Below are 11,670 nucleotides of genomic sequence, written 5' to 3'. Positions count from 1 at the left end.
ACAATAAAAGGGTTATGGCTGGCGTAACTGCTCGGCAATTTTAAACGCCCGAGCACGCAGACGATCTGTCATATCGCCGCTTGCCTCTAGTTCATCAATTTGCTGTAGCCATGCTTGGCGCTGCTCAGGCGAAATAGGCGTTCGATGAAGCATGGAGCCTCGATAGGTGGGCGGCGGCTGCATTGTGCGTTCAATATCTCCAAGCACATCATCAATCTCATTGACGCGCGCGCGCTGCTCGCGTGCTTTTTGACGCTGCTGGTGACGCTGCTCGACCTCTTCAGAAATGCTTAGTCCCACAGGCTCCTCATTACCACCTTCATCTAAACCAGGGGCTTGGGAGGTTAACTCCTGTTGCACGGCTTGCAGAAGCTGAGGAGTTAACGATAATCCTCTGCTTTGTGCGTATTGCCGGGCCTCACTAAGAGTTGGAGCATCAACACCTAAATTTCGCGCATAAACTGCGTCCAACTCATTGAGTCGTGATTGACGGTCAGTTGCATCAATGAGGGCATCGTCAGTGAGAATTGAGGTTTGGTCCTTGGTGTAACGATCAAGAATGTCATTCAGCCGATCCTGGCTCATCCCAGACTCAATCTTCTCGCCGCGCAATATCGCCAACATTCGATTGGCGTTATTTTTGACTTCGGGGCCGCCTGCATTGAATGCGTTGCGAATCGCACGTATCCCTTGAATGTGATTAACTATTTTTTCTATAGGAATCTGCATGACCATCGCATCTTCTTCAGTGCCACGCCCCTCCGTCATCGGAGCGCGATACGTACTGCCGTCCTCGCGAGTCATTTCAAGCTCAGCTGTAACGCTGTTACCGTCTGGTGCCGGGTACCAGCCAGAAATTCGCTTTTTCCCACCCTCGCCTACATTAATGAGGTCATCAAGCAACAGATTAACTTGATCCAGCGACTCCATGTCATTGGCATCAGCCGGGCTATTAATATCAAATACATCAGCGGCTCGCTGAATCGCAGCATCAGACCTAGAATCAAACACCGGCCAGACATGAGGGCTTCGCCGCATTAGATCAAGCTCAATTTCGGACAGGGACTCAGGGCCGAATTGGCCCGCTTTAGCAAGCGCAATATGGATGCTCTCCTGATCTCTCGCTCTCTGCTGAGCTTCTTGCTCAGCATTAAACCGGGATTGCTGAAGGCCCAATTGCTGTTGCTGTAAACCTAGCTGGCGATCAGCCGTCTGCATGGAGTGCTCAGCTTTACGCTCTTGCAAACTAAATCCCTTTTCGGCCAAACCAAAGCGGCGATCAGAATCTGTAACAGATTGATCAAACTGATCTTGGCTTAGGCCAAAACGACGATCCCCGTCTTCACGCTGCCATGCCGCATTATCGCGGTGTATTTTTAGTTGCTCGTCTGCCCGCCGGTCTGCCGCCTGCCCGCGTTGGTATTGGTTCATCAGGCCGAACCCTTGGGCAAAACCATCTGCCAAACCACGCATATCTAAACCTGCCATGCCCCGCCTCCTATAAACTTACGAGTCAAAATGAAGACATAAGTAGACCTACGCCCGCCCCGATGGCCGCACCCCACGGACCGCCAACGCTGCCTGCTTGCGCACCCGCCATCATGCCGATACCAGCACCGGTGCCCACAGCCTGCATCTGCTGGGCTTTTTTAGCCGATGCCATTTGATCTTCATGCATTTTGGCTTGGCGTTGCTGACCTGCGAGGTCGCTCAGTCCTTGCATGGCTTCGCCTTCCATTTTCTGACGTAGTCCTAATAGCCCGTAGCTCATGAGTTCATCACCTTGTCTGGAATGTTGGAGAGGCCCATGCCGCCCGCTAAAATGGCGCCCTGGCGGTCTTGGGCCGATATACGTGCTTCGTTGCCAGCGCTCACCATGGAGGCGCTGCGCTCGATGTTAGTGCGGCGTTCTTCGGCGGCTTGCTGCTGAGGGGTCTGACTAATGCCAAAGCCTTGGCGCTGCAACGCCAAGCCCTGCTGGCTGCTGTCATACGCCAGCCCTACCGCGTTACTGGCGTTAGCGCCTGCGACGCCGGGTGCGTTGTTGTCTTGCGCTACGCGGGCAAGCTCAGTGACGTAGGGGGCAAAGCGGTTCTGCCAATCCCCCCACTGCGCGCGGTTAAGTTGGCCAAGAAGATGAGACGCCCCTTGGTCGCCGCGCATGGCTTGATTGGGGTCGATGCGTTGCTGTGCGGTTTGTGATGGGGTGTAATTTATCTGGCCTAGCGTGGGTTGGTATTGCATGGCGCCTCCTTAAAATCCGCCAAAGTAGCCAGCGCCTTGACCGCCAGCTAGCCCACCGGTCGCCGCTTCATCGTAAAGATTCAGTCCTTGCGCTGGCGTGGACTGATTCATGTAGTTGGCGGTACCGGCGCCCGCGACTTGTCCCAATAGCTGCAGGTTCGCACTACGCCGGTTAAAGCGGTTAGCTGCCGTTTGTTGGGCATCAGCAGCCGACTGTGCAGCCACCCCGGAAAGCCCCACCTGCGCCTGACCAGCTTGGCCCTGACCAATCGCCACAATATTTTGCAGGCCTTGGATTTGTTGGTTTTCCTGCTCGAACTGGGCACGCCCTAGGGTTTCACCACCTGCGCTGGCACCACCTAACGCAATGCCGCTCATTGCGGACTGAGCGCGGCCACTGGAGGGATCAATACCTGCTTGGCCTAACTGCATACCGGCCTGCTGGCTAGCGTCACTTACTGACTGCTGCTGGCTTTGCAACGTCCGGCCCGCGATGTAGCTCATATTGGCATCACTGGTCATATCGCCCACTGATTCCATGTATGCATTTTCGAGGGGCGCCAGTTTCTCTTGGGCGTAGTTCCATTTTTCCGCTGCCACTTGAGCTAACTGGCGTTGCTCGGGCGTGTCTTTCACATCGTTGCTACCGCCTCCACCGCCGCTCATTCCTCCCCCCCGTTCAGCGATTCGTTGACATCTTGCTGATACGTTTCGTCTTGCGTGGGGTCGAGTCCAGCTAGGTATTCATCCAGTCCGTCTTCGTGGAAATGGTCACGAATGGATAGGCTGACCTTATTCATCCACTCATAGCCACCGATTAGGTAGGCGCACTGTGTCACCAAGCCGGTCAACTGGTCGCGCAGCACAAAGGCCAAGGTTTTATAGTGATGGCTATCAGCGCGTTCCAGGTACGCGCTATCACGCCAATCCTGTAATGCACTGGCCATCAGGGGCCTAAGATAGGGTTCATGCTCACGGTAAAAAGGATTTGCGGGCAGCTCGATAAGCGCTTCCCAGAACGTGCGTATCAGCACGCCGTCGGTAACAGGCTTGTCTTTATCGATTAGATCATCGAGCGTTTGGGAAATACGAAACAGCATCTCGCAATATTGCGCGGCCGCTTCATTATTACGGAGTACGCCACGTAAAAACGTAGCTTCATTCTGACGGGGCATGCAGCACCTCACGGTGGGGCAATTTAAAGGATAATTGTAGCAGGGTTAGGGCGTTAGTTGCTCTTTGAATGCGGCAACGATGCGGTGCATCTCTGCTGGCGTAGCGGCATTTCTAATGTCTGCTTTCGCTTTAATTCGTTTTACTTCGATAGCGTGAGCGTGTTGCTCCCAAACCTCACGTTGCTGAATTACAGCCGCCGCTACAGTTGTTACTTCGACGCCGGTAGCCGAAGCTTCCGCCTCAATTAACGGTCCATAACCGTTAACCGCTTCGATCAATTTGCGCTGGTATATAGTTTCCTGTGCGGGATCAACGTGCCGCGCCTTAGCGGCTTCACTATCCACGAGAGCCAGGTAGTGACCTTCAGCATCCCTGCGGCTAATAAAAGTGTGTGCTTTAAGAGTGGTCAACAGTTACCTCCAACACTTCGTCCAAATAGTCGACCCGGCCACTAAGCGCAACCTGATAGATGCCCGGCACGTCGTATTCAATTACAAGCGGTTCGTCGTCAGTAATTATCGCCATTCCGTTTGTTTCAACATTCAAACCAGAAGGAAGTCCCGACATAGTCAAACTTAACCCATTGATTTTACTTCTTATCATTATTTTTTGTTTGGCTTTTATTTCATCATTCGATATGTCGATATAGTGAGTAGTATCATGAACATCCTCTTCTTCAGGAACTTCGATATACCGGAATCCACCAGTTATAACTTGCAAAATTTCTCCGGTTTGCTTGGCAACGGCATATTTAGGCATTAGCGATTGTCCTTGAGTGTAAGAGTACGGATGAAGCGTTGGTACGCATGGAACTGGAGCCCTCCGCCAGAAGTGCCATTTAGACGTAATTGTAGGATGAAAGTACGCCCTACGGTCCGCGCGGGGAGGACGATGGCAAAGGTATTTAGGCCCGTCCCAACCCGAGTCTGGTACCGCGTCGACTCACTGCTGCCGATCCATTCCTGGAGCCGCACTTCAGGCGAGTACCCGCCGTTGGCAGTCTGAAGAAGCACCGGATGCTGACGAGCAAGGATTCGATGCGAGTACCAATTTGCAGCACAGCGATCGGAGAACCACAGAGGTTTATTTGCGAGCCAAGAAGGTACTTCGAGTCAGCACCTTAGGGGCCGAAGAATTCATTTCTGATTAGACATTAGTCTATTGTGCACTGGTCTAGCCTGAGCTGTATAACGGTAGGTGTTCCCCTCGTTATACTTTCGCCCTTTTTTCGTACCCAGAAACGAAAAAAGGAACCAGCTAAGCAGCTGATTCCTTTCGAATAATGGCGGAGGGACAGGGATTCGAACCCTGGATAGGCTATTAACCTATGCCGGTTTTCAAGACCGGTGCATTCAACCGCTCTGCCATCCCTCCGGCTTATGGGTGCGTATAATAGCAGTATTCCCTTGGAAGTCAATACCTTCTAGCCCAATTAATACAATCGCAGGCCTACACGGGTAATCGTGCCCTTTTCCATTTCGCTGACGACCCAGTGAATACCATGCCAATCCACATCATCACCCACGACAGGATGCCCGCCCACGCGCAGTGCGACGAACTCGGCGAGGGTCATACTATGCTCACCCGGGCTTAGCGTTAAGCCATACGCTTGAGCAACGTCCTGCATAAGTGCATCGCCCTCTAATGTGAAGGTACCGAAGAATGCACGCTCATGTTTGAGGCCAGCATCGCCATTGAATAAGCGATTTAGCGCAGAAAGATCTTCTGTGCGCCCTATCACACAGATGACATCGTCTAATTTCAATCGCGTGCTGCCCTTGGGATGCAGCATGGTGTGATTACGAAACAGCGCTGAAATCAACGCACCCGACGGGAAGCGCAGCAGCCGGATGGGCACATCTTCGAGGTCCCGGTTTTCGACCACGTAAACAAACATCTCAAAATCGTTATCTGGCAAAATCCCCAGCGGCCCACGGCGGTTAGGCGTTGTGCCTACTGGCACCTCCACTTTTAATAATCGGGCTGCCAACGTGAGCGAGCCGCCTTGTATCAATAGAGACAACAACACAACCGCAAAGGCGACGTTAAAGTAAAGTGACGCATTTTCTACCCCACCAATGACGGGGAAAATAGCCAGCACGATGGGCACTGCCCCCCTTAAACCTACCCACGCGATAAAAAAGGTTTCACGCCAGCGAAATTTAAAAAATGGCTTAATGGTAATTAAGACCGCCAAAGGGCGCGCAATGAAGATAAGTGCCAGCGCAACCAAGCTTGCGGGCAATGCAACGTCCCACAGCTGGCTGGGTGTTACCAGAAGCCCGAGCACCAGGAAAAGGCCAATCTGGCTTAACCACGCCAGGCCATCGTGTACGGGAAGAATAAAGTTAAGGTGTCGGCCAGGCTGATTGCCGATCATCAGGCCTGCCAGGTAAATCGCCAAAAAGCCACTGCCTCCCAGTACGCTGGTAAGCCCGAAAACGCTAAAGCCCAGCGCCAATGCCAGCATGGCATAAAGGCCTGGCGCTAAATCCAGCCAGCGGAGAAGCTTGGCGCTTAGCCAACCACCGCCAATGCCGACAATCAAGCCAATACCAAACTGAGAAACAAAGAAGGTCAGGGTTTCAAATACCCCGCCCATATCACCGACCAAAAGCTCTACTAGCATTAAGGTCAGAAAAATCGCCATTGGGTCGTTGGTGCCCGATTCGATCTCAAGCGTTGCCCCTACCCGCTCGTTGAGGTTCACGCCACGACCGCTAAGCATTGAGAAAACGGCGGCAGCATCGGTGGAACCCACAATAGCGCCCACCAATAACCCTTGCACCAGCGTTAAATCAAACACCCACATAGCGATCATGCCCACGACCGCACTGGTGATAAAAACCCCGAAAGTCGCCAGCGAAAGTGCCGGCTTAAAACCTACCCGGAACGTTTTAAGGCGCGTACGTAAACCGCCATCAAGCAGAATCATGGCAAGCGCGAGGTGGCCAATTGTGAACGCCATTGAGTAGTCGTCAAAGGCAACGCCAAGAACGCCTTCCTCCCCTGCCAGCATACCTAGCCCCAGGAAGATGAGCAGAAGTGGCACACCAACCATTGACGAGAGCCGGCTCGCCAAAATGCTCAGTGCCATTAGAGAACCACCAATTAAAAAGAAGGTGTAAATTCCGTCCATGTCTCTCCGTCTCTACATCAATGCCACACTATTATTGCATGCTACCGGTAAATTTACTGTGCGAACTCAGCAGACCAACACGTTCAAGGCTAGTCACGCACCGTTTGTCAGGGATAAACTCCGCCATCTCGATATCAGGAGTTATGATTATGTCATGCTGCCTTTCTGGTTATAGGCACTTACGTTTTTTGATGGTGATTTTTTGTTTATTTTTCGCATATTCATTAGCTTATGCAGAACAAGACACGCCGAAGGAGGATCAGACACCGCTTTCTCTTGAAAGTGACATTATGATTCCTGACATGCTGTGGCCATCCGTTGACAGTGATGTTGTTGATGAAGTCCCCACTACGGCACTGGCACCTCCAGCTCCGCTTGAGCCGCCGCCACTGAAAAGCGTGCGTTTAATGCTGGACTGGTATCTTAGTCCTCAGCATGCGGCCTTGGTCGTTGCGCAAACGAGAGACCTGTTTAGCGCACAGGGGCTGGAAGTGGAGCTTCAAACACCGGCGGACCCTGCGATCGCCATAAAACTGCTGACAGCGGGAGAAGTGGATTTAGCGTTAACGCGCCAGCCATTGCTGCATCTACTTGCCCACGAAGATGTTCCCATCACGCGCATTGCGACACTGATTGAAACGCCGCTTAACGCCGTCATTGTCACTGGCGACGCTCAACCGGAAAATGCGACGCACCTGGCCGGACTTCATTATGGATACAACACTCGAGAAGGTGCCAACTTGCTGGTTCCCAAGCTCGTGCCGCGCTCCGTACGCCAAACCGATGCATTTTTAGAACCTCAAAGCGTTCATTTTAATGTGGTCAATGCGTTTACTGAAGAGAGCGTAGAGGCCATTGCTGACGGCTTTTATCATTTTCTGCCCGAGCAATTAACCTCAAACGGCATTGCCACGCATACCGTGCGCTATAGCGAGCTGGGCATTCCGCGCCATGATGGGCTAATTGTAGTGGCCAATAGCAACTCATTAGCCAAAAAAGCCGAGACGTGGTCGCGTTTTTTGGTGGCGTTAGAAGAAGCCAGCAACTGGATGGTGGAAAATCCGGAGTCCGCTTGGGAAACGCTGATTGGTGCTCACCCCATTCTTGATAACGCAACCAATGCCAACGCTTGGCCGGATATTCTGCGCCGGATCGCATTAAGCCCTGCTACCTTGAACGCACGCCGTTATGCAACGTTTGAAACGTATCTTTTACAGCAAGGGCTAATAGACGCTGAACTGCCCACATCACGTTTGGCCATTGACCCTTACACTCTTTAATCCGGGAGCGCTGATTGTTCAGGAGAAACTCGTAGCGGGGGCTTATCATTAAGACCTGTTAAGTGCAGGCACTGTTTTCAAGCAGCCTAGCGCTCATGGTGTTCCAAAAAGGCCTCAACGGCTTGCTGAAACGCCTCAGGCTGCTCTGCGTGAAGCCAGTGACCTGCGTTTTTAAGCGTTACTACGCGCGCCTGGGGCATCATCTCACGCAAGGCAGGCAGCATATCGTCCGTCACATAGTGCGACTGGGCGCCGCGAAGCACGAGCGTCGGGCCTTCGTAAGGGACTTCTCCCGCAGGCAAGTCAATAATATCGTCATACCCTCGCTGAATCTCATCCAGGCCTATACGCAGCCCCAACTCGCCTTCTTCGGTACGCGCTAAGTTGGTCGCCAGAAATAGCCGTGTAGATCGCGAATCAACGTGTTCAGCCAGCAGCTCATCGGCTTCACGACGATTTTTTGGCCGGCCTTCTCTAACACGCTTAAGGGCCGCAAAAATATCATCATGGCCATGCTGATAAACGACCGGGGCGATATCGCCTATTGTCAACGTCACTACGCGCTGGGGCGCCATCCTTGCAAGGCTGATAGCAACTTTACCGCCCATGGAGTGGCCAAGCACATGCGCCTGAGTAATAGAGAGACTATCGAGCAGTGCAATGACGTCCTGGGCCATCGTGGCATAACGCATATCATCGCTATGCGGTGAACGACCATGGTTACGTAAATCCACGGCAATGACGCGGCGCGAACGCTGCCAGACTTTCAAATGGGAGCGCCAGTTGTCGGCACTACCCATTAAGCCATGAATCACCACAAGCGGTGTCGCATCGGGAGCTCCTTCACTCTCCATTTCCAGATAGTGAAGGTCCACCGTGGCAGCATCAGTCATGTAAACTCCCTAAGCGTTGATTAATCATGTGATTGTCAACAAGGCCGTCATTGTTAAGCAACAACGATTAGCCGTACATTATTAAACCGTACGCGGAGATAGGTCGGTATGCCCCGTCCAAACCACCAAGCGGCGCGTCAACCAGGCAAGCAGCAAGCCGTACAAGGGTAAAAAGAACAGCAGGCTGATGGCGAGCTTTATGGCATAGTCCACCGCAGCAATTTCTAGCCAGTTTGCGGCCATAAAGGCGTCAGGGCTGTTATAGAATGCGGTGGAGAAGAACGCGTAAGTGTCAGCAAGATTGCCAAGCACTGTCGAGCATACCGGCGCTACCCACCAGGCCAATTGGCGCAAGCGATCAAATACCTGCACGTCCAGTAACTGCCCTATGACATACGCAAGAAAGCTTGCCAGCGCAATGCGCGCCACAAACACATTCCACTCGCCAAGTGCTTCAAACCCGGCAAAACTGCCTCGCGGGAATACGACCGACACAACATACGACACGACCAGAGCGGGCAACATCACGCGCAAGATGATGGCGCGTGCAGCATTTTTGCCGAAAAGGCGGACCGTTAAGTCAGTGGCCAGAAAGATAAACGGAAAACTAAACGCTCCCCAGGTCGTATGGAACCCAAAGAGCGTAAACGGCAGCTGAACAAGGTAGTTACTGGCAGCAATAATGCCGATATGGAAGGCGACCATTACCACGAGGCAACGGCGGTACTGCGTATCACTTAGTGCAAACATGCAAAATGACCTTTTTTTACAAGCCAAGAGGGGTTAGGGAACCCTCATAAGAAAGCGCATAGCGCTGCTGGCCGCGCATTATACGCGTTCTTAACTGCATTAAAAGTCGCCACCCTGCCTGTCAGCACTTAATTGACTCAATCACGCGGCGTTGCTTTATCGGCATCGCCGATAGCGCGTTCACACATGGCGATACGCACATCTTCCAGGCTTGCAGGGTCATCAATGGTGGAGGGGATCCCAAACGCCTTCCCATCTGCAATCGTGCGCAATAGCTTTCGCAATATTTTTCCAGAGCGGGTTTTCGGCAAACGGTTGACCACCAGCACCTGCTTAAAACATGCGATAGGACCAATATACTCACGGACACGCGCGATCAGCTCATTTTCAAGCGCTATTTCATCGCCGTTAAATCCATCCTTGGGAATCACCAAGCCAAGGGGGATTTGTCCTTTCAGCATATCGTGGATGCCAATCACCGCACATTCAGCCACCGCAGGGTGCGCCCCCACCACCTCCTCCATTTCTCCGGTGGAGAGCCGATGCCCTGCCACATTGATCACGTCATCGGTGCGCCCCATAATGAACAGATAACCCTCTTCATCGAAGTAGCCGCCGTCGCCAGTTAAGTAGTAACCCGGAAACGCCGCCATATAAGCGCTATGAAAACGCTGGGGGTCATGCCAAATGCCCACCAGGCACCCAGGCGGCATCGGTTGCTTGATAACCACACTCCCCTGCTCCATGGGTGCTGCGGGTTCGCCGTCGCGGCCTAACACCTGCACATTAAATCCAGGCACCGGCAAGGTCGCCGACCCCGCTTTAATAGGCATGGTTGCCAAGCCTGGTTGGTTAGCAGCAATCGGCCAGCCTGTCTCGGTTTGCCACCAGTGATCAATCACCGGCACATCCAGCAGATCATCCAGCCAATGAAATGTAGGCGGGTCAAGTCGCTCACCCGCTACAAACACGTACTTCAAGCTACTGATATCGTACAGGGAAAACAGCGCGGCATCCGGGTCCGCTTTTTTAATTGCCCGAAAAGCCGTGGGCGCGGTAAAGAAGCTTTTGACGTTGTATTCCTCAATAATGCGCCAGAAGCTACCCGCATCGGGTGTATTGACCGGTTTGCCTTCATAAACAACACTGGTACAGCCTCGCAGTAGCGGGGCGTAAACAATATAGGAGTGGCCTACCACCCACCCCACATCTGAGGCCGTAAAAAATACGTCGCCTGGCTCCAGGGCGTAAATTGCCTCCATCGAGTACTCAAGCGCCACCGCATAACCACCAGTATCACGTACCACACCTTTGGGTTTTCCCGTCGTGCCTGAGGTGTACAAGATATACAGGGGATCGGTCCCTTTTACGGGAACACATTCAGCAAAGGCGGCGCTGGCCACTAAATCCTTCCAGTTATAATCACGATCGCCCAAGGTAGCCGGTGCTATGTCACGCTGATAAATCACACAGGCATTCGGCTGGTGAGTACTTAATGCCAGCGCCTGGTCAATGATTGGCTTATAGGGAATGACCTTATCCACCTCAACACCACAGGAGGCAGCAACCACCACGCTGGGTTCAGCATCCTCGATTCTTGCCGCAAGCTCGTGAGGCGCAAAACCGCCAAAAACGACGGAATGGACGGCCCCAAGCCGCGCACAGGCGTACATCGCGACCAAGGCTTCAGGAATCATGGGCATATAAATCACCACGCGATCCCCTTTTTTTACGCCAAGTTCGGAAAGCGCACCGGCAAAGTAGGCTACCTGATCACGCAGTTGCCGGTAGGTTAGCGTTGCCTTGGCATCCGTTACAGGTGAATCCCAGTAAATAGCGGGCTGTTCCGCTCGGCCCTGCTCAACATGGTGGTCGAGCGCGGCATAGCAGATGTTGATCTCACCATCGCCAAACCAGCGAGCATGCTGCTGGTCATCATAGGTAAGAATCCGTGTGGGTGGCGTAAACCAGGGCAGGCGTTTGGCCTGCTCAGCCCAGAAGTGTTCGGGCTGACTGCTCGCTTGCAGGTAGGATTCTTGGTAGCGGCTCATAATGACCCTGTCTTTATTGTATTATCGAAGTAGCATTGAATAGCTTCTACTCTATAAAGTAATTGCCGTACTCACCCTCATACTATCGGCTAAAGACGGACAATGGGCCAGGGAAGACGTTAAAGAGCCAGCGTTAT

12 protein-coding genes and 1 tRNA gene are annotated in these 11,670 nt (G+C 52.8%); 1 reads left to right on the top strand and 12 read right to left on the bottom strand.

Going from position 1 to position 11,670, the window contains the following annotated elements; all coding sequences use genetic code 11:
* Nucleotides 1–12: 12 nt before the first annotated feature.
* The 9 genes from ACT3TY_RS12355 to ACT3TY_RS12315 form a co-directional block, all read right to left on the bottom strand.
* Entirely contained in the window at nucleotides 13–1,488 is a 1,476-nt protein-coding gene (locus ACT3TY_RS12355; RefSeq protein ID WP_444628450.1) for a hypothetical protein, read from the bottom strand.
* 25 nt (nucleotides 1,489–1,513) lie between these two features.
* Entirely contained in the window at nucleotides 1,514–1,771 is a 258-nt protein-coding gene (locus ACT3TY_RS12350) for a hypothetical protein (RefSeq protein ID WP_441680128.1), read from the bottom strand.
* Nucleotides 1,768–2,244 (bottom strand): hypothetical protein, encoded by a 477-nt coding sequence (locus ACT3TY_RS12345; RefSeq protein ID WP_444622823.1) that lies wholly within the window; start codon nucleotides 2,242–2,244, stop codon nucleotides 1,768–1,770. The genes ACT3TY_RS12350 and ACT3TY_RS12345 overlap by 4 nt, the downstream gene beginning before the upstream one ends.
* 9 nt (nucleotides 2,245–2,253) lie before the next feature.
* Nucleotides 2,254–2,910 (bottom strand): hypothetical protein, encoded by a 657-nt coding sequence (locus ACT3TY_RS12340; RefSeq protein WP_444622822.1) that lies wholly within the window; start codon nucleotides 2,908–2,910, stop codon nucleotides 2,254–2,256.
* Entirely contained in the window at nucleotides 2,907–3,419 is a 513-nt protein-coding gene (locus ACT3TY_RS12335; RefSeq protein ID WP_444628449.1) for a hypothetical protein, read from the bottom strand. The genes ACT3TY_RS12340 and ACT3TY_RS12335 overlap by 4 nt, the downstream gene beginning before the upstream one ends.
* A 45-nt stretch (nucleotides 3,420–3,464) precedes the next feature.
* Nucleotides 3,465–3,830, bottom strand: coding sequence for a hypothetical protein (locus ACT3TY_RS12330; RefSeq protein ID WP_444622356.1), 366 nt, complete (start codon nucleotides 3,828–3,830; stop codon nucleotides 3,465–3,467).
* Entirely contained in the window at nucleotides 3,817–4,179 is a 363-nt protein-coding gene (locus ACT3TY_RS12325) for a hypothetical protein (protein ID WP_444628447.1), read from the bottom strand. Before ACT3TY_RS12325 ends, ACT3TY_RS12330 begins: the two co-directional genes overlap by 14 nt.
* Before the next feature lie 524 nt (nucleotides 4,180–4,703).
* Nucleotides 4,704–4,794, bottom strand: a tRNA-Ser gene (locus ACT3TY_RS12320).
* A gap of 58 nt (nucleotides 4,795–4,852) precedes the next feature.
* The gene (locus ACT3TY_RS12315) at nucleotides 4,853–6,559 is read right to left on the bottom strand and encodes a potassium/proton antiporter (RefSeq protein ID WP_193057185.1); all 1,707 of its coding nucleotides are present in this window, start codon (nucleotides 6,557–6,559) and stop codon (nucleotides 4,853–4,855) included.
* A 302-nt stretch (nucleotides 6,560–6,861) separates the two neighbouring features.
* On the opposite strand from ACT3TY_RS12315, the gene ACT3TY_RS12310 reads away from it, so the two are divergent.
* Nucleotides 6,862–7,839: an ABC transporter substrate-binding protein gene (locus ACT3TY_RS12310; protein WP_444628446.1), complete on the top strand. Its 978-nt coding sequence runs from the start codon at nucleotides 6,862–6,864 to the stop codon at nucleotides 7,837–7,839.
* Nucleotides 7,840–7,925: 86 nt separating this feature from the next.
* Here ACT3TY_RS12310 and ACT3TY_RS12305 read toward each other — a convergent pair whose 3' ends face one another.
* The 3 genes from ACT3TY_RS12305 to ACT3TY_RS12295 form a co-directional block, all read right to left on the bottom strand.
* Nucleotides 7,926–8,732 carry an alpha/beta fold hydrolase gene (locus ACT3TY_RS12305; RefSeq protein ID WP_444628444.1) on the bottom strand — a complete coding sequence of 269 codons (807 nt, stop codon included), beginning with the start codon at nucleotides 8,730–8,732 and terminating at the stop codon, nucleotides 7,926–7,928.
* Nucleotides 8,733–8,813: 81 nt separating this feature from the next.
* Nucleotides 8,814–9,482: a 7-cyano-7-deazaguanine/7-aminomethyl-7-deazaguanine transporter gene (locus tag ACT3TY_RS12300; protein WP_172118764.1), complete on the bottom strand. Its 669-nt coding sequence runs from the start codon at nucleotides 9,480–9,482 to the stop codon at nucleotides 8,814–8,816.
* A gap of 137 nt (nucleotides 9,483–9,619) precedes the next feature.
* A complete protein-coding gene (locus ACT3TY_RS12295; protein WP_444628442.1) occupies nucleotides 9,620–11,533 on the bottom strand; it encodes a propionyl-CoA synthetase in 1,914 nt (637 codons plus the stop codon).
* Between the last annotated feature and the right edge of the window lie 137 nt (nucleotides 11,534–11,670).

The organism is Halomonas sp. AOP22-C1-8, assembly GCF_052378905.1.
GTDB lineage: Bacteria > Pseudomonadota > Gammaproteobacteria > Pseudomonadales > Halomonadaceae > Vreelandella > Vreelandella citrativorans.
This window is presented reverse-complemented; position numbering and strand designations above follow the sequence as displayed.

Excerpts from the sequence above, each read along its gene's own strand:
- ACT3TY_RS12345 (WP_444622823.1), bottom strand. The coding sequence starts at position 2,244 with ATGCAATACCAACCCACGCTAGGCCAGATAAATTACACCCCATCACAA.
- ACT3TY_RS12315 (WP_193057185.1), bottom strand. The coding sequence starts at position 6,559 with ATGGACGGAATTTACACCTTCTTTTTAATTGGTGGTTCTCTAATGGCA.
- ACT3TY_RS12350 (WP_441680128.1), bottom strand. The coding sequence starts at position 1,771 with ATGAGCTACGGGCTATTAGGACTACGTCAGAAAATGGAAGGCGAAGCC.
- ACT3TY_RS12340 (WP_444622822.1), bottom strand. The coding sequence starts at position 2,910 with ATGAGCGGCGGTGGAGGCGGTAGCAACGATGTGAAAGACACGCCCGAG.
- ACT3TY_RS12300 (WP_172118764.1), bottom strand. The coding sequence starts at position 9,482 with ATGTTTGCACTAAGTGATACGCAGTACCGCCGTTGCCTCGTGGTAATG.
- ACT3TY_RS12355 (WP_444628450.1), bottom strand. The coding sequence starts at position 1,488 with ATGGCAGGTTTAGATATGCGTGGTTTGGCAGATGGTTTTGCCCAAGGG.
- ACT3TY_RS12295 (WP_444628442.1), bottom strand. The coding sequence starts at position 11,533 with ATGAGCCGCTACCAAGAATCCTACCTGCAAGCGAGCAGTCAGCCCGAA.
- ACT3TY_RS12335 (WP_444628449.1), bottom strand. The coding sequence starts at position 3,419 with ATGCCCCGTCAGAATGAAGCTACGTTTTTACGTGGCGTACTCCGTAAT.
- ACT3TY_RS12310 (WP_444628446.1), top strand. The coding sequence starts at position 6,862 with ATGCTGTGGCCATCCGTTGACAGTGATGTTGTTGATGAAGTCCCCACT.
- ACT3TY_RS12305 (WP_444628444.1), bottom strand. The coding sequence starts at position 8,732 with ATGACTGATGCTGCCACGGTGGACCTTCACTATCTGGAAATGGAGAGT.
- ACT3TY_RS12325 (WP_444628447.1), bottom strand. The coding sequence starts at position 4,179 with ATGCCTAAATATGCCGTTGCCAAGCAAACCGGAGAAATTTTGCAAGTT.